General features: G+C 71.3%; 26 protein-coding genes and 2 tRNA genes. 16 read left to right on the forward strand and 12 right to left on the reverse strand.

Annotation, left to right across the window (positions count from 1 at the left end):
- Window positions 1-86 precede the first annotated feature (86 nt).
- The gene (locus ACFWGZ_RS21425) at window positions 87-728 is read left to right on the forward strand and encodes a helix-turn-helix domain-containing protein (RefSeq protein ID WP_382453312.1); all 642 of its coding nucleotides are present in this window, start codon (window positions 87-89) and stop codon (window positions 726-728) included.
- On the opposite strand, the gene ACFWGZ_RS21430 is transcribed toward ACFWGZ_RS21425, so the two are convergent.
- Window positions 710-1,537, reverse strand: a complete 828-nt coding sequence (locus tag ACFWGZ_RS21430; protein WP_382453313.1) for a hypothetical protein — start codon at window positions 1,535-1,537, stop codon at window positions 710-712. The two genes, ACFWGZ_RS21425 and ACFWGZ_RS21430, sit on opposite strands and share 19 nt — an antisense overlap.
- 147 nt (window positions 1,538-1,684) lie before the next feature.
- Here ACFWGZ_RS21430 and ACFWGZ_RS21435 point away from each other — a divergent pair, with 147 nt between their 5' ends.
- The 4 genes from ACFWGZ_RS21435 to ACFWGZ_RS21450 are packed head-to-tail and all read left to right on the forward strand — an operon-like array spanning window position 1,685 to window position 4,828.
- The gene (locus tag ACFWGZ_RS21435) at window positions 1,685-2,095 is read left to right on the forward strand and encodes a hypothetical protein (RefSeq protein ID WP_382453314.1); all 411 of its coding nucleotides are present in this window, start codon (window positions 1,685-1,687) and stop codon (window positions 2,093-2,095) included.
- A gap of 16 nt (window positions 2,096-2,111) precedes the next feature.
- Entirely contained in the window at window positions 2,112-2,684 is a 573-nt protein-coding gene (locus ACFWGZ_RS21440; protein ID WP_382453315.1) for a DUF3558 family protein, read from the forward strand.
- A gap of 5 nt (window positions 2,685-2,689) precedes the next feature.
- A complete protein-coding gene (locus ACFWGZ_RS21445; protein ID WP_382453316.1) occupies window positions 2,690-4,039 on the forward strand; it encodes a PPE domain-containing protein in 1,350 nt (449 codons plus the stop codon).
- A gap of 9 nt (window positions 4,040-4,048) precedes the next feature.
- Complete coding sequence (locus ACFWGZ_RS21450) at window positions 4,049-4,828, forward strand: ESX secretion-associated protein EspG (RefSeq protein ID WP_382453317.1); 780 nt, start codon at window positions 4,049-4,051, stop codon at window positions 4,826-4,828.
- 55 nt (window positions 4,829-4,883) lie between these two features.
- Here the strand turns inward: ACFWGZ_RS21450 and ACFWGZ_RS21455 are convergent, their stop codons facing one another.
- The 7 genes from ACFWGZ_RS21455 to ACFWGZ_RS21485 all read right to left on the reverse strand — a co-directional run bounded on the left by ACFWGZ_RS21455 (window position 4,884) and on the right by ACFWGZ_RS21485 (window position 12,172).
- Window positions 4,884-6,044, reverse strand: a complete 1,161-nt coding sequence (locus tag ACFWGZ_RS21455; protein WP_382453318.1) for a lactate 2-monooxygenase — start codon at window positions 6,042-6,044, stop codon at window positions 4,884-4,886.
- A gap of 33 nt (window positions 6,045-6,077) precedes the next feature.
- Entirely contained in the window at window positions 6,078-8,240 is a 2,163-nt protein-coding gene (secD, locus tag ACFWGZ_RS21460; protein WP_382453319.1) for a protein translocase subunit SecD, read from the reverse strand.
- A gap of 48 nt (window positions 8,241-8,288) precedes the next feature.
- Entirely contained in the window at window positions 8,289-8,615 is a 327-nt protein-coding gene (locus ACFWGZ_RS21465) for a hypothetical protein (protein ID WP_382453320.1), read from the reverse strand.
- The gene (locus ACFWGZ_RS21470; RefSeq protein WP_382453321.1) at window positions 8,615-9,568 is read right to left on the reverse strand and encodes a tetratricopeptide repeat protein; all 954 of its coding nucleotides are present in this window, start codon (window positions 9,566-9,568) and stop codon (window positions 8,615-8,617) included. Before ACFWGZ_RS21470 ends, ACFWGZ_RS21465 begins: the two co-directional genes overlap by 1 nt.
- A gap of 58 nt (window positions 9,569-9,626) precedes the next feature.
- Window positions 9,627-11,054 (reverse strand): rifampin monooxygenase, encoded by a 1,428-nt coding sequence (gene rox / locus ACFWGZ_RS21475; protein ID WP_382453322.1) that lies wholly within the window; start codon window positions 11,052-11,054, stop codon window positions 9,627-9,629.
- A 133-nt stretch (window positions 11,055-11,187) separates the two neighbouring features.
- Window positions 11,188-11,580: an NUDIX domain-containing protein gene (locus ACFWGZ_RS21480; RefSeq protein ID WP_382453323.1), complete on the reverse strand. Its 393-nt coding sequence runs from the start codon at window positions 11,578-11,580 to the stop codon at window positions 11,188-11,190.
- Window positions 11,581-11,590: 10 nt separating this feature from the next.
- Window positions 11,591-12,172: an FMN-dependent NADH-azoreductase gene (locus ACFWGZ_RS21485; RefSeq protein WP_382453324.1), complete on the reverse strand. Its 582-nt coding sequence runs from the start codon at window positions 12,170-12,172 to the stop codon at window positions 11,591-11,593.
- 82 nt (window positions 12,173-12,254) lie between these two features.
- Here ACFWGZ_RS21485 and ACFWGZ_RS21490 point away from each other — a divergent pair, with 82 nt between their 5' ends.
- The 3 genes from ACFWGZ_RS21490 to ACFWGZ_RS21500 all read left to right on the forward strand — a co-directional run bounded on the left by ACFWGZ_RS21490 (window position 12,255) and on the right by ACFWGZ_RS21500 (window position 14,603).
- Window positions 12,255-12,725, forward strand: coding sequence for a MarR family winged helix-turn-helix transcriptional regulator (locus tag ACFWGZ_RS21490; protein WP_382453325.1), 471 nt, complete (start codon window positions 12,255-12,257; stop codon window positions 12,723-12,725).
- Window positions 12,726-12,849: 124 nt separating this feature from the next.
- The gene (locus ACFWGZ_RS21495; protein ID WP_382453326.1) at window positions 12,850-13,050 is read left to right on the forward strand and encodes a hypothetical protein; all 201 of its coding nucleotides are present in this window, start codon (window positions 12,850-12,852) and stop codon (window positions 13,048-13,050) included.
- A gap of 53 nt (window positions 13,051-13,103) precedes the next feature.
- The gene (locus tag ACFWGZ_RS21500; RefSeq protein ID WP_382453327.1) at window positions 13,104-14,603 is read left to right on the forward strand and encodes an AMP-binding protein; all 1,500 of its coding nucleotides are present in this window, start codon (window positions 13,104-13,106) and stop codon (window positions 14,601-14,603) included.
- 255 nt (window positions 14,604-14,858) lie between these two features.
- On the opposite strand, the gene ACFWGZ_RS21505 is transcribed toward ACFWGZ_RS21500, so the two are convergent.
- On the reverse strand, window positions 14,859-16,097 hold the full coding sequence (locus tag ACFWGZ_RS21505; RefSeq protein ID WP_382453328.1) for a helix-turn-helix domain-containing protein: 1,239 nt from the start codon (window positions 16,095-16,097) through the stop codon (window positions 14,859-14,861).
- Window positions 16,098-16,127: 30 nt separating this feature from the next.
- Here ACFWGZ_RS21505 and ACFWGZ_RS21510 point away from each other — a divergent pair, with 30 nt between their 5' ends.
- The 3 genes from ACFWGZ_RS21510 to ACFWGZ_RS21520 all read left to right on the forward strand — a co-directional run bounded on the left by ACFWGZ_RS21510 (window position 16,128) and on the right by ACFWGZ_RS21520 (window position 18,397).
- The gene (locus ACFWGZ_RS21510; RefSeq protein WP_382453329.1) at window positions 16,128-16,262 is read left to right on the forward strand and encodes a hypothetical protein; all 135 of its coding nucleotides are present in this window, start codon (window positions 16,128-16,130) and stop codon (window positions 16,260-16,262) included.
- 114 nt (window positions 16,263-16,376) lie between these two features.
- Window positions 16,377-16,865 carry a PH domain-containing protein gene (locus ACFWGZ_RS21515; RefSeq protein ID WP_382453330.1) on the forward strand — a complete coding sequence of 163 codons (489 nt, stop codon included), beginning with the start codon at window positions 16,377-16,379 and terminating at the stop codon, window positions 16,863-16,865.
- Window positions 16,862-18,397: a PH domain-containing protein gene (locus tag ACFWGZ_RS21520; RefSeq protein ID WP_382453331.1), complete on the forward strand. Its 1,536-nt coding sequence runs from the start codon at window positions 16,862-16,864 to the stop codon at window positions 18,395-18,397. Before ACFWGZ_RS21515 ends, ACFWGZ_RS21520 begins: the two co-directional genes overlap by 4 nt.
- Here the strand turns inward: ACFWGZ_RS21520 and ACFWGZ_RS21525 are convergent, their stop codons facing one another.
- The gene (locus ACFWGZ_RS21525) at window positions 18,398-19,339 is read right to left on the reverse strand and encodes a GlxA family transcriptional regulator (protein WP_382453332.1); all 942 of its coding nucleotides are present in this window, start codon (window positions 19,337-19,339) and stop codon (window positions 18,398-18,400) included. It lies immediately after the preceding gene.
- Between the two features lie 71 nt (window positions 19,340-19,410).
- Between ACFWGZ_RS21525 and ACFWGZ_RS21530 the strand changes: the two genes are divergently transcribed.
- Window positions 19,411-20,676, forward strand: coding sequence for an MFS transporter (locus tag ACFWGZ_RS21530; protein WP_382453333.1), 1,266 nt, complete (start codon window positions 19,411-19,413; stop codon window positions 20,674-20,676).
- Here ACFWGZ_RS21530 and ACFWGZ_RS21535 read toward each other — a convergent pair.
- Window positions 20,608-22,134, reverse strand: a complete 1,527-nt coding sequence (locus ACFWGZ_RS21535) for a helicase HerA-like domain-containing protein (RefSeq protein ID WP_382453334.1) — start codon at window positions 22,132-22,134, stop codon at window positions 20,608-20,610. The two genes, ACFWGZ_RS21530 and ACFWGZ_RS21535, sit on opposite strands and share 69 nt — an antisense overlap.
- Before the next feature lie 72 nt (window positions 22,135-22,206).
- Here ACFWGZ_RS21535 and orn point away from each other — a divergent pair, with 72 nt between their 5' ends.
- The 3 genes from orn to ACFWGZ_RS21550 all read left to right on the forward strand — a co-directional run bounded on the left by orn (window position 22,207) and on the right by ACFWGZ_RS21550 (window position 24,635).
- Window positions 22,207-22,812 carry an oligoribonuclease gene (orn, locus tag ACFWGZ_RS21540; protein WP_382453335.1) on the forward strand — a complete coding sequence of 202 codons (606 nt, stop codon included), beginning with the start codon at window positions 22,207-22,209 and terminating at the stop codon, window positions 22,810-22,812.
- A 66-nt stretch (window positions 22,813-22,878) separates the two neighbouring features.
- Window positions 22,879-22,951 (forward strand) — tRNA-His (locus ACFWGZ_RS21545).
- Between the two features lie 58 nt (window positions 22,952-23,009).
- Window positions 23,010-24,635 carry an ABC-F family ATP-binding cassette domain-containing protein gene (locus ACFWGZ_RS21550; protein ID WP_382453336.1) on the forward strand — a complete coding sequence of 542 codons (1,626 nt, stop codon included), beginning with the start codon at window positions 23,010-23,012 and terminating at the stop codon, window positions 24,633-24,635.
- A gap of 4 nt (window positions 24,636-24,639) precedes the next feature.
- Here ACFWGZ_RS21550 and ACFWGZ_RS21555 read toward each other — a convergent pair whose 3' ends face one another.
- Window positions 24,640-25,776, reverse strand: a complete 1,137-nt coding sequence (locus ACFWGZ_RS21555) for an Ig-like domain-containing protein (protein WP_382453337.1) — start codon at window positions 25,774-25,776, stop codon at window positions 24,640-24,642.
- A 281-nt stretch (window positions 25,777-26,057) separates the two neighbouring features.
- Between ACFWGZ_RS21555 and ACFWGZ_RS21560 the strand changes: the two genes are divergently transcribed.
- A tRNA-Lys gene (locus ACFWGZ_RS21560) sits at window positions 26,058-26,131 on the forward strand.
- The last annotated feature ends 11 nt before the right edge of the window (window positions 26,132-26,142 follow it).

The following is a 26,142-nucleotide window of genomic DNA, read 5'->3' on the forward strand; positions in this document are numbered from 1 at the left end:
CGGTAGGGGTCACTGGTTCAATCCCAGTATCGTCCATCTGGCGCCGCATCCTCTTCGGATGCGGCGCCATTTGCTTTGATGGACCCGTGTACGCCGAACGTCCCGCCCCCGCGGGCCTGGCCTGCCTGTGGACGCGCACGGTGCCGGCGCCGGCCGTGCAGCGCGTCGTGCCGGACGGCTGCACGGATCTGATGTGGACTCCGGCCACCGGCGCGCTGTGGGTGGCGGGGCCCGACACCCGCGCGCAGCTCGCGTCCGTCGCACCGGGCACGTTGTACGGCGTGCGGCTGCCGCCGGGGGCCTTCCCGTCCGTGTTCGGGGTGCCGGCGCACGCCGTGCGCGACCTGCGGGTGCCGCTGTCCGACCTCGTGCCGGCGGCCCGGCTGACCTCGTTCTCGGAGATGGTGGCGTTCTGCACGGCGCGGGTGGTCGCGGACCCGGCGCTGACCGCCACGGCGGCGCTGCTGCGGACCCGGGACGTGGAGTCGGCGGCGTGGGAGATCGGGCTGAGCTCGCGGCAGCTGCGGCGGCGGTGCCTGGACGCGTTCGGGTACCCGCCCAAGGTGTTGCAGCGGGTGCTGCGGTTCGACTCGGCGCTGCGCCTGGCGTGGACCGGCGTGCCGTTCGCGGCGGTGGCCGCCGAGGCGGGCTACGCGGACCAGGCGCACCTGGCCCGCGAGGTCCGCGCGCTGGCCGGCGTGTCGCTGGGTCAGCTGATCCGGCCGTAGCGGCGCAGCGTCAGCAGCGCGTCGACGGTCGCGATCGAGCGCCATTCGAAATGGGTGATCGGCGTGAAGGCGGGGAAGTTGAAATTCCAACCACCGTCTTCCTGCTGGCCGCGTTCGAGGGCGTCGAGATCCTTTTCGAGTTCCTCGTCGCTGAACCAGGCGCGGGCGAGGCTGGTGGGTTTCTGCGCGTACTGGTGCGGTTCCAGTCCCTCACCCTCCGCATAACCCTCGGTGCTCGGCTTGAGGTGCCCGAGCTTCTCGGCGACGAGCTCCGCGCGGGCCCGGTCGGGCACCTCGTCGAGGAACATCGCGGCTCCGCGCAGCTCGTAGGGGTGCGTCTGCGCGAGCTGGTCGACGTGGTGCCAGCAGTAGTCGGTCGCCCGGTCGAGCCACGGGTCGTCGACGCCGAGGGCGTGCAGCGCGGCGGCGATCTGCGAGGTGATGAGGAGTCCGCCCTGGTCGTCGGCGGTGATCCACGGCGCCATCGGGTGTCCCTGGGAGGTCGACAGGCCGAACGGCACGCTGCCGTCGGGACAGGTCGCGTTCAACCAGGTCAGGACTGATTCGGCCTGCTCAGGGGCCTCGGCCTCGCCGAACAGCTGGAGGGCCCGCAGGGCGTGCAGCGGCTGGCTGGTGGGACCCCGGTGGTCGGGCTCGAGGCCGTAGCCGTACCCGCCGTCGTCGTTGCGGTAGGCCAGCACCGCCCGGACCACGGCTTGGGCGCTGCCGCCGTCGAATGCGTGCTCGAACCAGCGTTGCTCCAGCGTGCGGGCGTTGTGCCAGAGGAAGTTCCTCGCGCGTTCGATCATGCGTCGAACCTAGGCCCGCATCACCGCGCGGTCTTGAACGAATCGGCCATGTGACCTGATCTGCTCATTCGTTCGCCTGCTGGGGGAACCGGAGCTGTGTAAAAATCCTCTTACCGGGGTGTCGAGTTCTGAGGGGAGCTGGCTGAGATGCTGATGTTCGACGCGGTGGTGCCGGCGGTGAAGGCGGCGGGCGCGGCTGCGGCGGGTGCCGCCGCGGGCGCTGCCGCGGGTGCGGGCGGTGGCGGCACCGCGCGGTTCAGCGTCGATCCCGACCAGGCCCAGAAGATGATCACCGGTCTGGAGGCGGCGGTCCAGAGGCTCAAGACCCTGCGCCGCACGGCCGATGAACTGACGCAGTCCGGCGCTCCCGGCCCCGACCCCTACAGCGGGTGGGCGACGCTGCAGATCCGCGACGCGGCAGGCGCCCAGTCCGGTGGCTACCTGTGGGCCAACGACGCGGCGCGGATCGCGCTCGAGCAGACCATCGCGAACATCAAGAAGGCCCTGGCCGAGTACCAGGGCACCGACGAAGCCGCCGAGAACGCGGTGAAGGGCTGAGACGACCTTGAAGCGCATGACCGCTCTGCTGACCGCCGTCGTCGCCGTCGGCGTGCTCGCCGGGTGCTCCGAGAAGACCGGGGGCAACGCCAGCACGACAGAGCCGACCGGCGGCGGGCAGACGAGCACCGCTGCGACCAGCACAGGTTCGTCCTCGGGTCTCAGCATCGCCAAGTTCGCCGAGAAGCCCTGCGACCTCCTGACGTCCGCCCAGGTCGCGAAGCTGGGCGAGGTCGCCGCACCGGAGACGAGCACCAGCACGCTCGGGCCGAAGTGCACCTGGGAGGGCAAGAACATCTCGAAGAACTCCTCGTACGTCGTCTACGCGACCGTGGACAAGGACGTGGAAAGCATGATCAGCAACGTCAAGGGCAACCCGGTCTTCACCGACAAGAAGATCGGTGACGTGCGCGTCGTCATCAACGACTCGACGGACGGGGTCATCCACTGCCGGGCGATCATCGCGGTCTCCAAGACCGAGTCCGCCACCGTTGACGCCGACATCGCCGCGGAGGAGCGGTCCGCGAAGCCCGCGTGCACCGAGGTCGAGTCGGTCGCGAAGATGGTCATCGAGACACTGAAGGGGTAGCGGACATGCCTGGGGACGAGCCGAACATCGGTGGATTCGCGATGCTGCCCTTCGCGGGTGGCGAGACCGTCTACAACTGGTTCGACAAGGGCAAGGGCCCGAGCCAGAGCACCGCGCCCACGGCGCAGGGCTGGCGCGACCTGTCCGCCGGCCACACCGAGGTCTCCCAGCTGATCGAGAAGGCGGTTGCCGACTCGGGCGCCTCCTGGGAGGGCTCCGCCGGTGACGCGGCGCGCGGCGCCACCTCGCCGCTCGCGACGTGGGCGGACATGACCGGCGAGTCGGCGACGGCCGCCGCCGACACCTCCGACTCCGTCGGGCAGTCCTACGCCAGCGCCAAGAACGCCATGGCGAAGCCGCCCGAGGTGCCGGACAAGCCGTTCCTCAACGACCTGGCCTGGTGGGAGACCGACTACGACGCGGCGGTCGAGAAGAACCAGCAGGTCAGCGAAGCCAACATGCGGGCGTTCACCCAGTACGGGGACTCCGTGTCGAGCAGCACCAGCAACATGCCGACGTTCATCTCGCCGAACGCCAACGACGCCAGCGTCGAGCAGCAGAGCGGTTCGGACCGGATCAACAGCAACGTCGACAAGAGCAACAACGCCAACGTCAACACCGGCACCAACACCGGCAGTGGCAACCTGAGCAGCAGCAACACCGGTGGCGGGAACAACACCGGAGTGTCCAGCTGGACGCCTCCGACGGACACGACGAACCCGTCGTGGACCTCGAACCCGCCCACCACCACGCCGCCGCCCACCACGCCTCCCGGGCTCGACCCGAACGACCCGCGCAACCGGCCGCCCACGGACACCGGCGTTCCGCCCGGTGGCCGGTGGGACCCGAACAACCCCAACGACCCGCGCAACCGCGGCCGGCTCGACCCCAACGACCCGCGCAACCGCCCCGGCGGTCCCGGTGGGCCCGGTAGCGGGCGGGGGATCGGCGGGCCCGGTGGTGGCGGTGCCGGCGGTGGTGGTGCCGGTGGCGGCCGTGGTGGTGGCATGGGCGGTGGCGCCGGTGGTCTCGGCGGTGCCGCGGCAGCTCGGGGTCTCGGTGGTCCCGGCGGCTTGGGTGCCGGGGGCATGGGCAGCGGCTTCGGCGGCGCGTCCGGTGTGGCCGGTGAACAGGGCCGTGGTGGCATGGGCAGCTTCGGGCCGACGGGGGCCGGGTCCGCGGGTGCGGCCGGGCGCGCCGGCGCGGGTGGTCTCGGGGCCGGCGGCATGGGCGCCGGTGCCGGTCGTGGCGAGGGCGAGGAGGACAAGGAGCACAAGTCCGCCTCGTACCTGCAGGAGACCGAGGACATCTTCGGTGACGGAACGATGGTGGCGCCGCCCGTCATCGGCGGTTAAGGGGAGAACGTGCTTCGCAGCAAGGTCGCCATCGGCGTCACGGCGCTGTACCAGGCGTGGCAGGCCGTGGGGCTGCCGAGCCTGCACCGCGCGCTGCTCACGGAGGTCGACTTCGACCAGGACCGGCTCGAGTCCGGTGACGTGAGCGAGCTCGAACGGCTGCAGCGCTCGGCCTGGGCCCAGCTCGAGCAGTACGGGCTCGCACGCGGCGGGCAGGTCCACCCGGACCTGGCCAGCGCGCTGCGGCTCGTCGTCGAGGCGGGTACGGAGTACTGGGCGTTCTTCAGCCTGAAGGACGGTCCGCAGCAGAGCGTGCTGGTCGTGACGAACGGCCAGGACGCGCTGCGGATCCTGCTCACGGCGGACAAGCAGTTCGTGCTCGAACCGGTGCGCCCGGACGAGGCCCCGCAGGCACTGGTCGGCGCCCTGCCGCCCACGCCGGCGGGCCGGGGCAACCCGATCACGCTGCCCGAGGACGCGCTCAAGCCGAAGCAGCAGCCGCGGTACGAGGACACCGGCTCGTTCCTGCAGCAGAGCCGCCCGACCAGCACGCCGAACGACCAGCTGGTCGCGCAGCTCAGGGAGATCATGGGCCAGCCGCGCACCGGCGGCGGCCAGGTCTACTCGGCCAAGCGCGACCACCTGGGCCGCAAGCAGCGCTGCGTCGCCCCGCTCACCTTCATCGACACGCCGACCGGGCGCTACCTGGCGGCCAAGAGCGAGGGCTGGCTGCGGGTGCAGCCCGCCGACTTCGGCACGCTCGCGCGGATGACGGCGACGATGCCGTAGTCCGGCACCGATGCCGTCGGCCGGGTCGCAGCAGCGGCCCGGCCGATGTCGTTCGTCAGGAGAACCGCAGCGCGTCCGGCCCCAGCTCGGCCGGGCTGCGGTGCCCGGACAGCCCGAGCGTGAGGTCGAAGTCCGCGAGCAGGCTGCGCAGCACGTGCTTCACCCCGACCTGGCCGCCGTGCGCGAGCCCGTAGGCGAACGGCCGCCCGACCAGCACTGCCTTGGCGCCGAGCGCGAGTGCCTTCACGACGTCCGCGCCCGTGCGGATGCCGGAGTCGAACAGCACGTCGACCTGCTCCCCCACCGCCTCGACGATCGACGGCAGCGCGTCCAGCGACCCGACCGCGCCGTCGACCTGGCGCCCGCCGTGGTTGGAGACGACCACACCGTCCATTCCGGACTCGACGGCCCTGCGCGCGTCGTCCGCGTGCTGGATTCCCTTGAGGACGATCGGCCCGTCCCAGTGCTCGCGCAGGAACGACAGCTGGTCCCACGACTTGTCCGTGCCGGTGAACATGCCCACCCACCGCAGGATCGCCATCGGCAGGTCCTCCTCCGGCGCCTTCTGCAGCCCGGTCCGGAAAGCCGGGTCGCTGAACGGGATCGCCGTGCCGATGCCGCGCAGGAACGGCAGGTAGCCCTGGTCGAGGTCGTGCGGCCGCCACGCGAGCGTCCACGTGTCGAGCGTGACGACCAGTGCCGTGTACCCGGCCTTCTTCGCGCGCTCCAGCAGCGACGCGCACACGTCGGGGTCGTTCGGCCAGTAGAGCTGGTACCAGCGCGGCCCGGTGCCGGACGCCTCCGCGACCTCCTCGATGGTGTGCGAGGACGCCGTCGACAGCACCATCGGCACCCCGAGCTCGGCCGCCGCCCGCGCGGTGGCGAGCTCGCCGTCCGGGTGCAGGATCGACTGCACGCCAACGGGTGCGAGCAGCACCGGCGCCGGCAGCTCGGTGCCCAGCACGGTCACGCCGAGGTGCCGCTCGGTGGCGTTCGTCAGCATCCGCGGCACGAGCCGCACGCGCTCGAACGCCTCGCGGTTCGCCCGCACCGTGGCGCCCGAGCCCGCGCCCCCCGCCACGTACCAGAACGGCCCCGGCCCCAGCCTCTCGCGCGCGGACTGCTCCAGCGCGTTCGGGTCGGTGGTGAACGGCGGCTCGGTGCCGCCGAGCCCCTGCAGGTAGATCTCGTTCTGGTACGCGGCGAAGTTGGTCATGCGCCCACTCTGCTACGAAGCGTGCACGGCGAGCTAGACCCGTGCTCCCGACGCGGGCTTCGGCCGCTTCTGCTGCACCGCCCGGCGCGGCCACCGCGACTCCAGCCAGATGGCGATCGGCGCTGCGGTGACCACTGTGGACGCGGTGCCGGCGACCAGGCCGATCAGCAGCGCCGTCGCGAAGTCCGCCAGTGAGCCGTCGCCCAGCACCAGCAGCGCGGCGAGCACGAACAGCACGCCGATGCCGGTGTTCACGGTGCGCGGCACGGTTTGCACGACCGCGTCGGACACCACGTCCGGGTACGAGCCCTTGAACCGCGACCCGCGCAGTTCGCGCAGGCGGTCGAAGACGACCACCGAGTCGTTCACCGAGTAGCCGATCACGGTCAGCAGGGCCGCGAGGAACACGCCGTCGGCCGTCTTGCCCATCCACGCGAACACGCCGATCAGCACCAGCACGTCGCTCAGCAGCGCCAGCACCGTCGCGATGCCGAGGCGCCAGTCGAAGCGCACCGCCAGGTAGACGAGCTGCGCGGCCACGGCGATGGCCAGGCCGATCACGGCGTTGCGGCGCAGTTCGGACGACAGCGACGGGCCGATCAGCTCGTTGCTCGACTGGCGGGCGCCGCCGTCGACCGCGGAGGACACGACCTCGCCGATGCGCGACGAGGTGGCGTCGTCGATCGGGCCGGTGCGCAGCGAGACCTCGGTGCCCGACGACGACACGACGACGTCCGCGAAGCCCGCGTCCTCGAGGGCGTCGCGCACCCGGCCCGCGTCGACGGAGCCGCCCGCGGTGAAGTCGAGCATGCGGCCGCCGGTGAACTCGACGCCCAGGTTCAGGCCGCGCGCGAACAGGCCGGTGATCGCCACCAGCACCACGGCGGCGGCGCTGATCAGCCACAGCGACGGGCGCCGGTAGAGCACGAGGGTCAGCCGCTGCCGCACCCAGCCCAGCGTGTGCAGGCCGCTCAGCTTCGGTCGCTTGGCCACGAACCGCGTGCCCATCGCCCACACCACCAGCACCCGCGACAGCACCAGGGCGCTGAACATCGACGCGAGCACACCGATGGTGAGCGTGACGCCGAAGCCCCGGACCGGTCCGGTGGCCAGCCAGAACAGCAGCCCCGCCGCCAGCAGTGTCGTCACGTTCGAGTCCGCGATCGCGCTCAGCGCGCCGCGGAAGCCGTTCTCGGAGGCCCGCCGCAGGTTGGGTTTGCGCTTGTACTCCTCGCGGGCCCGTTCGAAGATCAGGACGTTCGCGTCGACCGCCATGCCGATCGCCAGCACGAAGCCGGCCAGGCCGGGCAAGGTGAGCGTCGCCCCCACGGCCAGCAGGCCGGCGTAGGAGACACCCGCGTAGCCGATGAGCGCGACCACCGCGAGGAACCCCGCCAGGCGGTAGGCGAACATCAGGAACACCGAGGTCAGGGCGATGCCGATGATCGCGGCCTGGGCGCTGGCCTCGATCGCCTCCTCGCCCAGGGTGGCGCCGACGGTGCGCTGTTCGATCACCTCGACCGGCACGGGCAGCGCGCCGGAGCGGATGACCAGGGCGAGCTCCTTCGCCTCGGCCTCGCCGAACCGGCCGGTGATCGTCGTGGCACCGCCCGCCTGTCCCCCGCCGCACGGCGTGTCCAGGCTGACCTCGGGCGAGGAGATGGGGGCGCCGTCGAGCACGAACGCGATCTGGCGGCCGGGCGTGCCGGACGGTTCGCAGGCCGCCTCGCCGGTGACCTTCTGCCACTGGGCCGGGGCGCTGCCCTGGAACTGGATGTTGACCACGAAGCCCGCGCCCTGCGGGTTGCGCTGGGCGGTGGCGTCCGAGATGCCCTCGCCGGTCATGACCGTCTGGCCGTTGCGCTGCACGGTCAGCTGCGCGGTGCGGCCGAGGACCTTCACGGCCTCCTCGGGGTCCTGGACGCCGGGCAGTTCGACGACGATGCGGTTCTCGCCGGAGCGGGCGATGACCGGTTCGGCGACGCCGAGCGCGTCGACGCGGCGGCGCAGGACCTCGAGCGAGCGGTCGGCGGCGTCGGAGTCGCCCTTGGCCTCCAGGACGATCTGGGTGCCGCCGCGCAGGTCGAGGCCGAGGCGGGGATCGGTGGTGAGCAGCAGGAATGCGGATGCGACCAGGACCCCGAGCGCGATCAGACCGCGCACGAGCAAGCCCTGGCGCGCGGAGTCGCGCGGCATGGGTGGGTGAGCCTTCCGGAAGAGAAAGTGGGTGCTGAGAACGGGTGTTCAGCGACCGGAAGGGGGTGAGCGGTCCCGCTGCGGGGTCCAGCGGATGCCCTCGGGCGTGCGGTGCACGCGGCGGGCGAAGGCGACCACGAACCGCATCGGCAGCGCGGGCTTCGCGACCGGCGGCACGTCCATCGGCACCTGCGACTGCGGCACCTGGGAGGCGTGGTGGTTGTGCGGTTTCGGGGCGGTGACCGGCAGGTTCGCGAAGTCGTGGCCGTGCCGGACGACCGACCCCTGCCCCAGCGCCGGTTCGGCGGGGGCGGCGACGATGAAGAGCTGACCGAGGAAGAGCAGGACGACGAGAGCGATCGCGTTGCGCCGCATCACCGCCTCCTGCCCCCTCCCACGTAGACCAGCGCGCCTCCCACGACGGCGCACACCCAGGAAAGCACAAGAGGCTGCATCGTGGTGGCGCCGACCAGCAGCGCGACCGTCCAGCCCGCCAGGACCAGCGCGGACGCGGCCAGCAGCGACACCGTCACGGCGAGCTTGCGCAGGCCGAAGAGCGCCTTGAACGGGCGCAGCCGCAGCGCCACGACCAGGCAGCACAGCACCAGCGCCCCGGTGAAGAACCCCAGGTACGGCGTCGGGCGGGGCATGCCGGCGATCAACGCGAGCAAACCGCCGCCGACGAGCAGCAACGAGAGCATGCGCAACGCGCGCCACACCTGCGCCTTGTTCAGCTGCGCCGGCGCGGGCGGCTTCGCGGCACGGCGGCGCCGCACGGTCGCGAGGTTCGCCTTCGAGTCCGCGTCGGACGGGTCGAGCTTGATCGCCGTGCGGTAGGCGTGCTCGGCCGTGCCCCAGTCGCGCATCCGCAGCGCCGCGTCGCCGAGCACCTGGAACGCGCGCGCCTCGGTCGGTGCGAGCTGCGAGGCGTGCAGGGCCGAGTCGAACGCCTCGACGGCGCCGTCCTGCGAGTCGGCGAGCACCTCGGCCAGCACGACGTAGCCGCGCCAGTCGCCCGGTTTGCGCCGCACGGACTCGCGCGCCGAGACCGCCGCCTCCTGCCGGCGGCCCAGGTCGTTCAGCGCGAGCGCGGCCAGCCGCTGCGGCCAGGCGGGCTCGCCGTCGAGCACCATCGCCCGCTTGGCCGAGTCGAGCGCCTGGTCCGCCTCGCCCAGGTCGAGGTGGGCGGCCGCGAGCCGGCACCACGCCTCGGCGTGCCGAGGGTTCGCCGCCACGAGGGGCCGCAGCAGGTCGACCGCCTGCCGCGGCTTCCCCGAGGCGGTGAGCTCGGCTGCGCGCAGCAGCACGGCTGTCATCGGCTCGGACACGCCGCACAGTGTGGCAAAGCGCCCCACGCACCCGAACGGGTGACCTCGGACCCGTGCCTCAGGCGGGCGTGCCGAACCAGCGCGCGAGCGCCCCGTCCAGCTCCCGCTGGTCGTCCCCGGCCCACGCCACGTGCCCGTCGGGGCGCAGCAGCACCGCGGGCGCGGAGAGCTCCTCGCTGACGTCGGCGACGTGGTCGACGCGGCCGGCCCAGCCCTCGGCGGACAGCGTCCCGGTCTGGTCGAGCAGGATGCCGTGCCCCGCGTGCATCCGGTCGTAGAGCCCGCCGCGCTTGAGCGGGAGGTCGCCGATGCGCCGCCCCACGAGGTCGTCGCCGGACCCGAGGTCGTACCGGATCGTCACGGCGATGATCTTCTCGATGAGGTACCGGTTGACCTCCTCGAACCCGACCAGCTCCGTGAGCAGCCGCCGCACCGACTGCGGACCGGGCTCGACCTTCATCAGCTCGATCTGCGCACGGGTGTTGTTGAGCACCTCCTCCGCGACGGGGTGCCGTTCGGCCTCGTAGGTGTCGAGCAGGCCGTCCGGCGCCCAGCCGCGCACCGCGGCCGCGAGCTTCCAGCCGAGGTTGAACGCGTCCTGCAACCCCAGGTTGAGGCCCTGGCCACCGGTCGGGGGGTGGACGTGCGCCGCGTCGCCCGCGAGGAACACGCGGCCCGACCGGTAGCGCTCGGCCTGCCGGGTGGCGTCGCCGAACCGCGACATCCAGCGCGGCGAGTGCACGCCGAAGTCGGTGCCCGCGACCCGGCGCAGCTGCTCCTTGAAGTCGTCGAGCACCGGCATGACCGCCCGGTCCTCGGACACCCCGTCCGCCGGGACGACCACGCGGTAGGTCGCGGTGCCGCCGATCGGGCCGATGCCGAACCGCTTCTGCGTCTTGCGGACCTCGAGCATCAACGGCATCGCCTCCTCCCACGGGATGCCGATCTCCATCTCGCCGAGCAGCGTCTCCACGCGCGTGGGTTCGCCGGGGAAGTCGATCCCGGCGAGCTTGCGCACGGTGCTACGGCCGCCGTCGCAGCCGACGAGGTACTTCCCGCGCAACGACGTGCCGTCGGCCAAGTCGACGGTCACGCCCTCGTCGTCCTGGCTGAACGCGGTGACGGCCTGCCCGCGCCGGACGTCGGCGCCGAGCTCCAGGGCGTGCTCGGTGAGCAGGCGTTCGGTGACTGGCTGCGGCATCGAGAAGACGAACGGGTACTTCGTGTCCAGGCGTTCCGGCGCGGGCCGGTCGATGCCCGCGAAGAACCCGCCGAGCGGGTGGGTCGTGCCGAGCGGGAGGAACCGGTCCGCGAGACCCCGTTGGTCCAGGATCTCGAGGCTACGCGCGTGCATTCCCAGCGCGCGCACGACCGCGGTCGGTTCCGGATCGCGTTCGAGCAGCAGCACGCCCACTCCGTGCAGCCGCAGTTCGCCAGCGAGCATCATGCCGGTCGGTCCACCGCCGGCGATGATGACGTCGATCATGGAGTGGTCCCCGTTTCCCCAGTTCAGCGATGTTGGCGGGGAAATGATGGGGGACGCCCGGGGTCTTGCCGCAAGCCCCGGGGTGCGCTATACGTTGAAGTGGGAGGAGAGCGGAGCTCGCCTCCCTTCGTCGTCAGGAGAGCAGTCCCTCGCCCTTCAGGTGGGCGAAGATGATCCGGTCGACCGGGGAGATCCGGTCCGCGTCGGCGGTCGTGAGCCAGGCGAGCTCCTCGATCTCGGCCGACGCCACCGGTTCCCCCTCGAACGACGCGGTGTAGCAGGTCATCCGCACGGTCACCCCCGACGAGCGGCCGTGCGCCTGCGCCTCGAACGTGCCCAGGTGCCGCGCGGAAGCGGCGTCGATCTCGACGGACAGCTCCTCGCGGATCTCGCGCACGAGCGTCTCGACGTCCGACTCCCCCGGCTCGCGCTTGCCCCCGGGCAGGTAGTACGTGTCCTTGCCCCTCGACCGGGTGCCGAGCACGCGGCCGTCCTCCAGGTGGATCCAGGCAACCTTGTCGATCATGCGACCGAGGCTAGGCCGAGGCGAGCTCCTTGACCACGCGGTGCGCGTCGGCGAGCGACTCGACCGCGAGCTCGCGGAACTGGTGCAGCTGCGGGTTGACCTCGGCCAGGGTCAGCTCGGCGTGCACGAACTCCAGGTGGTGGTCGAGGCCGATCATCGAGAACACGGCCCGCAGGTACGGCTCCTGGAAGTCGAAGCCCTCGCGCGGGGTGCCCGGCTTGTACGAACCGCCGCGGGCGGTCACCACGACGACGCGCTTGCCGCCCAGCTCGAACGTGCCGTCCTCGCGCGGGAAGAACTCGCGGGTGGCGATCTGGTCGATCCAGGCCTTCAGCGTCGACGGGATCGCGAAGTTGTACATCGGCGCGCCGATGAGGATCACGTCCGCGGCTCTGACCTCGGCCACCAGGGCGGCCGTGACGTCGTGCTCGGAGCCGTCGACGTGCGGGACCGGGTCGGCGTTGACGTCGCGGTAGGTGTAGCCGCCCTCGGGGTTCGACGACCGCCAGACGTCGGCGAACGCGCTGGTGATCTCACGGGTGACCGAGCCTTCGCGGCGGATGCTCGAGTCGATGTGCAGCAGGTTGGTCATACCCAGAACATACGAGTGAAGAACTTCCGAGTCAAGACGTTCTTATCTGAGAACATCTCCGGCGGGATGTAGGATCGGGCACATGGAGGAGCGGCCGCTGCACAACGCCTGCGCGGAGAAGTGGGACTTCAACTGGCTGCTGCACCGGGCGGCCCAGCGCGTCGGGTCCTCGTTCGCCGAGGAGGTCGCGAAGCACGGCATCTCCGTGCGCGGCCAGCTGGTCCTGCAGGCGCTCGCGAACGAGGAGCTGCAGCGCACGCAGCTCAAGCTCGGCGCCATGCTCGGCCTCGACAAGACCACGCTCACCAGCGAGCTCGACAAGCTCGAGCGCACCGGCCTCGTCCAGCGCGTGCCCGACCCCAGCGACCGGCGCGTGCGCACACCGGTGATCACCCCGGAAGGCGTCGAGCTGCAGCGCAAGGTCGGGATGGCGCTCGCGGACGTCGAGCGCTCCTACCACGAGCGGTTCTCCGCCGAAGAGATGGCGGTCCTCCGCCGGGCGCTGATCAGCCTCGCCGACGGCGAGGGACCCGTGCACGGCTCCTGCATCTAGGCACGCGATCCCAGGCCCGACGGAGAACCCGAATTCGCCGTCATGACCTCCCGCCGATCCCGTCTAATGGACGTGAGCGCCGACCGCCGCACCGGCGCGCCGATCGAGCTGGAGGAACGAACCCGTGGGAGCACCAGAGGAGTGGCAGGTGAGCTGCCGCGACATCGCTTCGCGCCGACGGGACATGACGGTGTTCGTCAGCCAGGGGCACATCGTGGTCACCGTGCCGCCGGGGGAAGCCGCCGTGCTGACCCCGCTGGAGGTCGGCCGCCTGCGCGCGGCCCTGCGCGACGCCGTCGTGAGCGCGTCCCACGCCGAGACGTGACCGCGGTCACAGCGCTACCTACTCGCGAGTAGGTAGATGGCAGAGTGGGTCCCATGCTGACCCGCGTGCTGCTGACCTTGGTGAAGGCCGGAGTGATCCGGCCGCTGGGCCCGCGCGGGCTGTCCGGCACCGTCCGCGGCTACGTGCAGTGGGACATCACCCTCGCGTGGGGCTACCAGACCGGCGCCGGCCGGCACCCGGACCGGGCGGCGGTCGTCGACGACGACGGTGTGCTCACCTACGCGGAGGTCGACGAGCGGACGAGCCGGCTCGCGCACGCCTTCCGGCCGAAGGAACGGGTCGGGCTGTTGTGCCGCAACGGCCGCGCGTTCATCGAGACCATGACGGCGTGCACGAAGATCGGCGCCGACGCCGTGCTGCTCAACACCGGCCTGAGCGCGGGGCAGCTGGCCCAGGTCGCGCGGGAGCAGGGGATCGACCGGATCGTCGCCGACCGCGACTTCGCCGACGTCCTGCCGGACGTGCCGGTGTACTTCGGCGACGAGCTCGAGTCGCTGATCCGCACCGGACCGCGCACCCCGCTCCCCCGCCGTCCCCCGCGCGGCAGGCTGATCATCCTCACCTCCGGCACCACCGGCACCCCGAAGGGCGCGCGCCGGCCGGAACCCGCGAGCCTCGCCCCCGCCGCCGCGCTGCTGTCGCGCATCCCCCTCAGGCACGGCGACGTCGTCTCCATCACCTCGCCGCTCTTCCACGCGTGGGGCCTCGCCGCGTTCCAGCTCGGGCTCGTGCTCGGCGCGACCCTGGTGCTGCGCAAGAGGTTCGACCCGGAGCAGGCGCTGCGCGACGCCGAGCGGTGCGACGCGATGTTCGTGGTTCCCGTGATGCTGCAACGCATGCTGGAGACCCCGCACCGCCCGAAGCTGCGGGTCATCGCCTCCAGCGGGTCGGCGCTGCCGCCCAAGGTCGCCACCCGCACGTTGCGGGAGTTCGGCCCGGTCCTCTACAACCTCTACGGGTCGACGGAGGTCAGCTGGGCGAGCATCGCCACGCCGCAGGAGATGCTCGCGGAGCCCGGCACGGCGGGCAAACCGCCGCTCGGCACCCGGCTGGCCATTGTGGACGAACACGGGAAACCCGTGCCGCCCGGCGAGACCGGGCGGATCTTCGTCGGCAACGACATGCTCTTCGACGGCTACACCAACGGCACCGGCAAGGAGTCGCTGGACGGGCTGATGTCCACCGGCGACCTCGGCCACGTCAGGGACGGCCTGCTGTTCGTGGCGGGCCGCGACGACGAGATGATCGTCTCCGGCGGCGAGAACGTCTACCCGCGCGAGGTCGAGGACCTGCTGTCCACCCTGGACGGCGTCACGGAGGTCGCCGTGACGGGCGTGCCGGACGACGACTTCGGCCAGCGCCTCGCCGCCTACGTCGTCGGAGCGGACACCCTCACGGCGGACCTCGTGCGCGACCACGTGCGGGCCAGCCTCGCGCGGTTCTCCGTCCCCCGCGACGTCCACTTCCTCGACGAGCTCCCCCGCAACGCGGCCGGGAAGGTGGTCAAGCGGGAGCTGGGTGGGCCCCGGTAGGAACCGACGGCGGCGGGCATCCATTGGCAACCTGTTGACAACTGGTCCGTCCAGGCCGACACCGGGTCGCCCGAACGGCCGCTCGCCCTGCACCGGGCACCACCGGTCATCGGCATTCCACCCCGTGGCACCGAGGTGATTGGGTGATGTCACGAGCGGGGAGTCTGTGTCATGCTCCGTTCACAACGTGTCCGGTCCGACGAGCTGGGGGCGGTCATGACGGGGCAACGTCGCCCGCTGCCGACGTCCGCGCGATCAGTGCTTGCGCAGCGCGATCCGTGCGACGTCCCGCCACAGCAGCGGATCGACGGCCTCGGGGTTGATGTGCTCCAGCAGCGCGGCCAGTGCGGCGCGCGCGTCGGTGCCCCCGTCCGGGTCGACCTCGTCCGCCGCCCGCACGAGCAGCAGGTGGCACCGCAGCTGCTGCTCGGCGTCGAGCAGCCCGGTGGCGACGGCGCCCTCCGCGAGCTCCCGCGCCCTGCCGACCTCGCCCTCGCGCAGCGCGACGTCCGCCCGCAGGGCGCGGACGTGCGCGAGCAGGTCGTCCTGCCGGTGCAGCGCCGCGACGGCGGCCTCCACCGCGTCCAGCAGCGCGGCGATCTCACCGAGGTGCGCGCCGGGCGTGCGCAGCCCGATGGACGCGCCGGCGAGGCGGACCCGGCACCGGTACTCCGGATCGCCGTCGAAGTCGTCGAGCATCGTCACGGCCTCGCGGATGCAGTGCGCGGCCTCCGTGCGGTCGCCCAGCCGGTCGGCGACCTTGGCGCGCACCCACCACGTGGAGATCGCGAGCCGTTCGCGGCCGAGCTCCGGCAGCCGCGCGGAGAGCTGGTCGACGATCTGCTCGGCGTCCGCGAGCCGGCCGGCCGCCGCCAGCTCCGCGCACAGCGAGATGAGCGCGCGGGTGTGGACGCGGCGCACCCGGTCGCCGTCGCCGCGGGAGAGCTCGACGGCCTCCGCCGCGGCTTTCACGGATTCGGCCGTCCGGGCGAGGCGCCGCAACGAAGATGCGCGCAAGATCTCCACGAGCGCGTCCACCGCCGGACCGGGAGACCACGACTTGCGCAGCTCCACCGCCGCCAGCAGCAGGCCCTCGTGGTCGCGTTGCCTCGCCAGCACCGCGAGGCGCGTCCAGCGCACGCACCAGCCGAACATCTCCTCGTCCGGCCGCTTGCCCACCGCCGCCAGCAGGTCGACGGTCGTCACGAAGTCGCCGTCGTGGTAGGCGAGCAACGCCTCGCACCACGCCAGCGCCTCGTCCTGCACGGCGGTGCGGTCCTCGTCGGCCGTCAGCTCGGAGGGGTCGACGTCGAGCGCCTCGGCGAGCCGCGCGACGACGGCGGGCGACGGCACCCGTTCGCCGGACTCGAGCCGGGACACGTAGCTCATCGACACACCGGGGCAGGCCAGGTCCTTTTGCGACAGACCGCGTTGCAGCCGGGCCGACCGCAGGCGCGCGCCGAACCTCGTCAACGACTTCCTGCCCTCATCCACGGCCGCCACCCATCGGAACGGAGCACCTCAATGAAGTTGAACACTATCGCTCGCACCATCGCCGCCGTGGTCCTCAGCCTGGGAGCGCTGATGGCCCTCGGCGGTACGGCGTCGGCGGGGGAACCGGACGCCGGTTTCACGCCGCCGTACATCGTCGCGCCCTGACGGCCGGCGGCCGGGTGGTCCCGCCTCCCTCGCAAGCAGGACCACCCCGGCCACCGGCACGCCAATTGACACACCTGACCCCACCGCCCGCCGCGGTTGGTGCACCCTTGTGGGGTGACTCCGCAACTGCGCACGCCTCGTCACCAGGTGAGCAAGAAGTCCGTCGTGCTGTGGACGATGCAGGCCGCCGTGTTCTGGCTCGTGCTGTTCGTGCCCCAGGCGATCGTGTTCCTGCTGGTCGGCGAGCCACCGGTGTGGGAGCTCGCGCTGCTGGTCGCCACCGGGGTCGTCGGGCTCGTGCACACCGCCGTCGAACCGAGCTGGCGCTACCGCGTGCACCGCTGGGAGACGACGCCGGAGGCCGTCTACACCCTCTCCGGCTGGCTGAACCAGGAGTGGAGAGTCGCACCGGTCTCGCGCATCCAGACCATCGACACGAAACGCGGGCCGTTCCAGCAGATCCTCGGTCTGTCCACGGTGACCGTGACGACGGCGTCGGCGGCGGGCCCGGTGGAGATCGAGGGCCTGGACCACGAGGTGGCGCAGCAGCTCGTGGTGGAGCTGACGAACACCACGCAGGCCACCCCGGGTGATGCCACGTGAGCACACCCGCGGAGACCCCGGCGGGACTGCCCGCCGCACCGGAGATCGCCGAGCCGCTCGCGCAGTGGCACCGCCTGCACGTGCGCATGCTGATCGTGCGGCCGCTCAACGAGGGCATCGCGATGCTGGTGCCGATCCTCGTCCTGCTGTTCACCGGCAACGGCGAGCGGTGGCGCCTGATCGCGAGCGGTGTCACCGCCGGCGCGATCCTGTTGTTCAGCTACTTCATCTGGCGCACCACGAAGTACCGCATCACCGACGACCAGGTGGAGCTGCACACCGGTCTGCTGACGCGCAAGCAGCTCGCGGTGCCGCGCGATCGCATCAGGACGGTCGACCTCACCTCCAAGCCCGGCCACCGGGTGTTCGGCCTGTCCGCCGTGCGGATCGGCACCGGGCAGCAGGACACGCCCGGCACGGACGGCCTGACGCTCGACGCCGTGACGCAGCAGGAGGCCGAACGGCTGCGGGTGTTGTTGCTGCAGAAGGGAGTCGCGCCTCGGCCGACCGCCGCCACCGGTGAGCCGGACGCCCAGCCGGTGCCGCTGCCCGAGTCCGAGACCATCTCGCGGCTCGACCTGAGGTGGCTGAGGTTCGCGCCCCTGTCGTTGTCGGGCCTGGTCGCGATCGGCGCGCTGTTCGGCGTGCTGTCCAACTACGCCGACGACGTCGGCCTGCACCCGGTCCAGGACCTCTTCGAGTGGCTGTTCGACCGCCCGAGCGTCGGGGTGATCGGCACGTTCGTCGTCGGTCTCGTCGTCGCGGGGCTCGTCCTCTCGGTGCCGCTCTACGTCCTGCAGTTCTGGAACTACCGCCTCACCCGCGAGCCGGACGGGACGCTGCGCGTGCAGCGCGGCCTGCTCACCACCCGGTCCGTCTCCGTGGAGGAGCAGCGCCTGCGCGGCGTCGACATCCAGGAACCGCTGCTGGTGCGGGCGGGCCGCGGCGCGAAGACCGTCGCGGTGACGACCGGCCTGGGGTCGAAGGGCGAGAGCAACCTGCTGCTGCCGCCCGCGCCGCTCTCGGTGGCGCACCAGGTCTCCCGCGACGTGCTGAAGGTCGACGACGACCCGACCACGCGCACGCTGCGCAAGCACCCGTTCGCCGCTCTGCGCCGCAGCCTGTTCCGGCACATCGTGCCGTGGGTCGTCATCGCCGCCGGGCTCGCGATCTGGGCGCCGTCCTGGGCGTGGCCGATCCCGGTGGCGGTCATCCCGTTCGCGGCGCTGGTCGGCTGGGACAACTACCGGTCGCTCGGCAACGCGCTCGACGACCGCTACCTGGTGACGCGCAACAACTCCCTGGTGCGCAGCACGGTCGCGCTGCAGCGCACCGGCATCATCGGCTGGCGCATCCGGCGGTCGTTCTTCCAGCGCCGCAGCGGGTTGATGACGATCGGCGCCACCACGGCGGCGGGTGCGGGCATCTACCACGTCACCGACGTCGGCGAGGCCGACGGGCTGGCGCTCGCCGACGCGGCGGTGCCGGACCTGCTGCGCCCGTTCCTCGTCGACGGGTCCACTCGGGACTGACTAGGCGGTGCGGAACGTCTGGCGGTAGGCGGTCGGCGAGACGCCGATCGTCGCCGCCAGCTGCTGCCGCAACGCGGCGCCCGTGCCGAAGCCGGAGTGGTTCGCGACCTGGTCGATCGGCAGGTCGGTCGACTCGAGCAGGTGCCGGGCGCGCTCGACGCGCTGCTGCGTCAGCCACTGGCCGGGCGACATGCCGGTCTCGGCGCGGAACCGGCGGGTGAACGTGCGCACGCTCATCCGCACCTGCGCGGCCATCGCGGCGAGGTCGAGCGGTTCCTGGAGCCGCTCCAGCGCCCACTCGCGGGCGAGCGCGGTGGAGGTGTCCGGGTAGCTCGGCACCGGCCGGTCGACGAACTGCGACTGGCCGCCCTGCCGCCACGCCGGGACGACGCAGTAGCGGGCGACCCGGTTCGCGACGTCGCTGCCGTGGTCGGACCTGATCACGTGCAGGCACAGGTCGATGCCGGCCGCGACGCCCGCGGAGGTCAGCACGTCGCCGTCGTCGACGAACAGCACGTCGGGGCTCAGCCGCACCCGCGGGAACAGCGCGCCGAACGCCTCGGCGGCGCTCCAGTGCGTGGTGGCGGGCCGGCCGTCGAGGATCCCGGCCGCGCCCAGCACGAACGCGCCGGTGCAGATCGACATGACCCGCCGCGCCCTCGTGGTGGTCAGCGCCTCGTGCACGGCCGGTTCGAGCCGGCCCTCGCGCCGGGCGAGCGGGTAGCGGGTGCCCGGCACCAGGACGGTGTCGGCGTCGCGGAGCACCTCCAGGCCGTGGTCCGGGGCGATCGAGAAGCCGCCGCTCGTGGCGACCCTGGCGCCGCCCGGCGAGCACACCAGCAGCTCGTAGTGCTCCGGCAGCTGTCCGAAGATGTGCGTGGCGGTGCCGAGGTCGAAGGCGATCGACGTCTCGAGCGCCAGCACGGCGATCCGATGGGTCATGGCTCGATTCTTTCACATGTTGGCTGTCCGGCCACTGGCTCACGGATCGGTCATCGCCGAACCTTGTCGTCGTGAGACTGCACTGGGCCTGGGTTGTCGCGGGCGTGTCCTTCATCGCCCTGGTGGGCGCGGCGTCGTTCCGCGCGGCGCCGAGCGCGTTGATCGAGCCGCTGCGGGCGGAGTTCGGCTGGACGACCGGCACGATCTCCCTCGCCATCTCGATCAACCTGTTGCTGTACGGGCTGACCGCGCCGTTCGCGGCCGCGCTGATGGACCGGTTCGGCGTGCGGGTCGTGGTGACCTTCGCGCTGACCATGGTCGCGCTCGGCAGCGGGCTGACGGTGTTCATGACCTCGTCGTGGCAGCTCGTGCTGCTCTGGGGCGTGGTGGTCGGGCTGGGGACCGGGTCGATGGCGCTCGCGTTCGTCGCGACGATCACCGGCCGGTGGTTCGTGCGGCACCGCGGCCTGGTCACGGGTGTGCTGACGGCCGGTGGTGCCGCGGGGCAGCTGGTGTTCCTGCCGACGGTCGCGTGGCTGTCCGAGAGCTACGGCTGGCGGCCCGCGTCGCTGGTGATCTGCATCGCCGCGCTGGCCGTGGTGCCGCTGGCGGCGTTCTTCCTGCGCGAGTACCCGCGGGACGTGGGCCTGCTGCCGCTGGGCGCCACCGAGGACACTCCCCCGCCGCCGTCCGGCGGTGCGGCCCGGCGCGCCCTGGGCGCGTTGAGGTCGGCTGCCCGCACGCGGCCGTTCTGGTTGCTGGCCGGTGGTTTCGCGATCTGCGGCGCGTCGACGAACGGGTTGGTGGGCACGCACTTCATCCCCGCCGCGCACGACCACGGCATGCCGACGACGACCGCGGCCGGGCTGCTGGCGCTCGTCGGCGTGTTCGACATCGTGGGCACGATCGCGTCCGGCTGGCTGACCGACAAGGTCGACTCGCGGCTGCTGCTCGCGGCCTACTACGCGCTGCGCGGCCTGTCGCTGGTGCTGCTGCCGCAGCTGTTCGGCGAGTCGGCGCACCCGTCGATGCTGGTGTTCATCATCTTCTACGGCCTCGACTGGGTCGCGACCGTGCCGCCGACCGTGGCGTTGTGCCGCCAGTACTTCGGCATGTCCGGGCCGGTCGTGTTCGGCTGGGTGTTCGCCTCGCACCAGCTCGGTGCCGCGCTGGCCGCGTCCGCCGCCGGGCTCACCCGCGACCACCTGGGCAGCTACGACCTCGCCTGGTACGTCGCGGGCGCCCTCTGCATCGGCGCGGCGGTGCTGTCAGCGTCGCTTGCGCGAGGTGCCGAAGAGACCCCGCGTGATCTCGCGCGCCAGGGCGCTGCCGGCTGAGCGCAGGAACGACTTCACGGCGCTGTTGCCGAGCACCTTCTCGACGAGCCCCGGTTCCTCCTTCTCGCGCTTGCGCTCGGGAGGGGCTTCCGGGGCTTGTTCCTGTTCCTGTCGAGGTGCCGCGACCTTGGCCATCAGCTGCTCGTAGGCCGACTCGCGGTCGACGGTCTCCGCGTACTTGCCGTGGAGGTCACTCTGCTGTGCAGCCTGCTTGATCGCATCGGCGCCGATGGTGTCCATCAACGACCGCGGTGCCCGCAGCCGGGTCCACGCGACCGGCGTGGGCGCGCCCTTCTCGCTCAGCACGGTGATGACGGCCTCGCCGATGCCGAGCGACGTGAGCGCTTTCTCCAGGTCGTAGTGCGGCGTCGTCGGGTACGTCTTCACCGTGCGCGCCAACGCCTTCTGGTCGTCCGGCGTGAACGCGCGCAGTGCGTGCTGGACGCGGGCGCCGAGCTGCGACAGCACGTCGTTCGGGATGTCGGTCGGCAGCTGGGTGCAGAAGAACACGCCGATGCCCTTGGAGCGGATGAGCTTCACGGTCTGGATGATCCGGTCGAGGAACGCCTTGGAGGCGCCGGAGAACAGCAGGTGCGCCTCGTCGAAGAAGAAGACGAGCTTGGGCTTCTCGACGTCGCCCTCCTCCGGCAGCGTCTCGAAGAGCTCCGCGAGCAACCACATCAGGAACGTGGAGAACAGCGCCGGGTCGCCCTGCAGCTCCGCCAGTTCGAGCAGGCTCACGACGCCCTTGCCGTCGCGCACGCGCATCAGGTCGGCCGGGTCGAGCTCGGGTTCGCCGAAGAACCGGTCGCCGCCCTGCGCCTCCAGGTTCACGAGCGCCCGCAGGATCACGCCCGCCGTGGAGCCGGAGACACCGCCGATGCCCTTGAGGTCGGCCTTGCCCTCGTCGCTCGTGAGGTGCTGGATGACGCTGCGCAGGTCCTTGGTGTCGAGCAGCGGCAGGCCCTTCGAGTCCGCCCAGTGGAAGATCAGGCCGAGCGTCGACTCCTGGGTGTCGTTGAGGCCCAGCACCTTCGACAGCAGGATCGGGCCGAAGCTCGTGATCGTGGCCCGCAGCGGCACACCGAGACCGCCGGTGCCGATCGACAGGAACTGCACGGGAAACGACTGCGGCTGCCAGTCGTCCCCGGTGTCCTTCGCGCGGGCCGCGGTGCGCTCGCTCGCGGAACCCTGCTGCGACAGACCGGACAAGTCGCCCTTCACGTCGGCCATGAGCACCGGCACGCCGTTGTCCGACAGCTGTTCGGCGAGCAGCTGCAGGGTCTTCGTCTTGCCCGTGCCCGTTGCGCCGGCGACGAGTCCGTGGCGGTTGACCATGGACAACGGGATGCGGACGTGCGCGGCCGGTTCCACGGTTCCCCCGGCCAGCACGGAGCCCAGTTCGATGGCCGCGCTCTCAGACGCGTACCCGGCCGCGATCTCACCCTGAGCCGTCATGCACGGGGAGCGTAACCGTGTTGCCGCACGCCGCCACTCGAAGTCGCGGGCCCGCGCAGTACTGTTCCAGGGGTGATGGATCGTCTGGTGTGGATCGACTGCGAGATGACCGGACTCGACCTGGGCAAGGACGCTCTGATCGAGATCGCGGCACTGGTCACGGACGCCGAGCTGAACGTGCTCGGCGAAGGTGTGGACATCGTGATCCACGCCTCCGACGACGCGCTCGCCTCGATGCCGGAAGTCGTCGTGCAGATGCACGCCAAGTCGGGCCTGACCGAGGAGGTGCGGGCCTCCTCGGTGTCGCTGGAGGAGGCCGAGGCCGCCGTGCTGGCCTACATCAAGGAGTGGGTGCCGGACCCCCGGACCGCTCCCCTGGCCGGCAACTCCATCGCGACCGACCGCGGTTTCATCGCGCGCGACATGCCGGCGCTGGACGCGCACCTGCACTACCGCATGGTCGACGTGTCGTCGATCAAGGAGCTGTGCCGGCGCTGGTACCCGCGCATCTACTACGCGCAGCCGGGCAAGGGCCTCGCCCACCGGGCGCTCGCCGACATCGTCGAGTCGATCCGGGAGCTCGCCTACTACCGGCGCACGGCATTCGTGCCGCAGCCGGGGCCGACGAGCGAGCAGGCCCAGGCCGTGGCCGCTGACCTGCTGAAGGACGTCCGCTAGACCCCCGATTTCAATATCGGTGGCTGCCGTTGCTATGCTTTCCCCGCTGGCGAAACGCCGGTGATGGTGGGTGTAGCTCAGCCGGTAGAGCACTGGGTTGTGATCCCAGGTGTCGCGGGTTCAAGTCCCGTCACTCACCCTTTGTCGAAAGGCCTCCGCATCCGCGGGGGCCTTTCTTCACGTTTCGGGGAGTCTTCATGACCACGCTCGTCGCCAAGGACCTCGCCGCCGGGCACGGTGACCGCGTCCTGTTCTCCGGCCTGGACCTGGTGGTCGCTCCCGGCGACGTCATCGGCCTGGTCGGTGTGAACGGCGCGGGCAAGTCGACGTTGCTGAAGACGCTGGCGGGCCTCATCCCCGCCGAGTCGGGCCGCGTCACGCTGAGCCCGCCCTCGGCCAACGTCGGGCACCTCGCGCAGGAGCCGGAACGTCTCGAGGGCGAGACCGTGCGGGACTTCCTGGCCCGCCGCACGGGTGTCGCCGCCGCCCAGGCCTCGCTGGACGCGGCCACAGAGGCGCTGACCGCGGGCAACGACGAGGGCTACTCCGACGCGCTGGACCAGTGGCTCGCCCTCGGCGGCGCCGACCTCGAGGAACGGTCGCTGGAAGTCGTCTCCGACCTGGGTCTTTCGGTCGGCTTGGACGCGCTGATGACGTCGTTGTCCGGCGGCCAGGCGGCACGGGCGAGCATGGCGTCGTTGCTGCTGAGCCGCTACGACGTGTTCCTGCTCGACGAGCCGACCAACGACCTGGACCTCGACGGCCTCGAGCGGCTGGAGAAGTTCGTCACGGGCCTGCGCGCGGCGACCGTGCTGGTGTCGCACGACCGCGAGTTCCTCGCCCGCACGGTGACGAGCGTGCTGGAGCTCGACCTGCACCAGAACGCCGTGCACCTCTACGGCGGCGGCTACGAGTCGTACCTCGAAGAACGCGCACGGGCCCGTCAGCACGCCCGTGACGACTACGAGGAGTTCGCCGACACCAAGGCGTCGCTGGAGGCCCGTGCGCGCATGCAGCGCGCGTGGATGGACAAGGGCGTGAAGAACGCCCGGCGCAAGGCGGGCGACAACGACAAGAACGCCCGCAAGTTCCGCGCCGACGCCACCGAGAAGCAGGCGTCGAAGGCCCGGCAGACCGACCGCATGATCGAGCGGCTGGACGTCGTCGAGGAGCCCCGCAAGGAGTGGGAGCTGCGGATGGAGATCGCGTCCGCACCCCGTTCGGGCGCGGTCGTGGCGTCGTTGCGGGCGGCGGTCGTCACGCGCGGCTCGTTCACGCTGGGCCCGGTGGACCTGCAGGTCGACTGGGCGGACCGGGTCGCGATCACCGGCGCGAACGGCGCGGGCAAGTCGACGCTGCTGGCCGCGTTGCTGGGCCGCGTCGAGCCGGCCTCGGGCTACGCGACGCTCGGGTCCGGCGTGGTGGTCGGCGAGGTGGACCAGGCGCGGGGCCTCTTCCTGGGCGACCTGCCGCTCGTGGACGCGTTCCAGGAGGCCGTGCCGGAGATGACGCCGGCCGACGTGCGGACGCTGCTCGCGAAGTTCGGGCTGAAGGCGGCGCACGTGCTGCGCCCGGCCGCGTCGCTCTCCCCGGGCGAGCGGACGCGGGCGGCGCTCGCGCTGCTGCAGGGCCGCGGGGTGAACCTGCTGGTGCTCGACGAGCCGACGAACCACCTGGACCTGGCCGCGATCGAGCAGCTGGAACAGGCGCTGGAGACCTACACCGGCACGTTGCTGCTGGTCACGCACGACCGCCGGATGCTGGAGGCCGTGCGGGTGAACCGTCACCTGACCGTCTCGGGTGGCCAGGTGACGGTGTCCTAGACCGCTACCGGTTGCCCTGGACCCACGTGGTCCACGGGACCTGCCAGTCGCCGAAGCCGTCCCACGCCTCGAGCGCCGGCCCGCCGGAGTTGGCGACCGTGACGATGTCGCCCTGCTTCGAGTTGTCGAACACCCACTTGGCGTTCTCCGGCGACAGGTTGAGGCAGCCGTGGCTCACGTTGCGGTTGCCCTGGTCGCCGATGGACCACGGCGCGCTGTGGAAGAAGATGCCGCTGTTCGACATGCGGTAGGCCCAGTCGACCGGCGTCTTGTAGCCGCCGTTCTCGAGCGCGAGACCGTACGTCGTCGAGTCCATGATCATGTGGTCGTGCTTCTCCATCAGCACGTACGTGCCGGTGGGAGTCGTGTTGGCCGCGTTGCCCATCGAGGTGGGCATGGTCTTCACGACCTGGCCGTTGACCTTCACGTTGACCTGGTGGGTCTGCCCGTCGGCCTCGTAGATGACCTCGTCGCCGACCGTCGTGGTGATCGTGCGGTCTTCCTGGCCGTAGATGCCGTCACCGATGTGCTTGCCGTAGACCTTGATGTTCATCGTGATCTTGGTGCCCGGCTTCCAGAACTTCTCCGGACGCCAGTGCACCTCCTTCTTGTTGAACCAGTAGAAGGCGCCCTCGACCTTGGGCTCGGTGGTGATCTCGAGCATCTTCTCGGCCGCGACCTTGTCGGCCACCGGCTCGTCGAAGTAGAAGGCGAGCGGCTGCCCGACACCGATCGTGGTGCCGTCCATGGGGTTCGTGGACACGTAGGTGAGCGTGCGCGGCTTCACCGTCGTGAAGGACGACTCCTTGGTCTGCGGCTTGCCGTCCTCCCCGGTGGCCGTGGCGACGAGCTTGTACGTCTTCGAGTACCCGAGCGGCTCGGTGTTCGTCCACTGCGTCGACTCGGCGTTCATCTTGCCCTCGACGACCTTGCCGTCGGGGTTCGTGAGCTTGACGTCGGTGAGCTTCCCGTCCGCCGCCGTGGCGATGACCGGCAGCCCGGGCGACACGTCGGCCGCACCGTTGTTGAGCGCCAGCGTCAACGTCACGGGCTTGGGCGGAGGAGGCGGAGCACTCGACTCCCCGCCGGAGGCGATGCTCGCCCCGTCGCCACCACCCGAACAGCCTGCGATCAGGATCACAGCGAGTCCCGCCGCGACCACCCCGCGACCGCGCCTGCCCCACATCCCCATCGACGCACTTCCGATCTGCTTGTCGCCACTCCCGAGACTGCCTGCACGAAGTTGCTTTGGCGTCCCCCGATTAGGTGACGACACGAGGTGCCCCGAAGTTGCGCAAGTGGCCGGATCGTTACGTGCCCGATGCACCACCAAACGGGCCTTGACCAGCCGATTGGGAGCGCGCGTCAGCCGTGTGCTAACGTTCTCCACGTCGGAACTGCACGTTACCGGCACACAAACAAGCGCCGCTAGCTCAGTTGGTTAGAGCAGCTGACTCTTAATCAGCGGGTCCGGGGTTCGAGTCCCTGGCGGCGTACTCCAGAGAAG

The organism is Lentzea sp. NPDC060358 (assembly GCF_042725365.1).
In the GTDB taxonomy this organism is placed as follows: domain Bacteria; phylum Actinomycetota; class Actinomycetes; order Mycobacteriales; family Pseudonocardiaceae; genus Lentzea.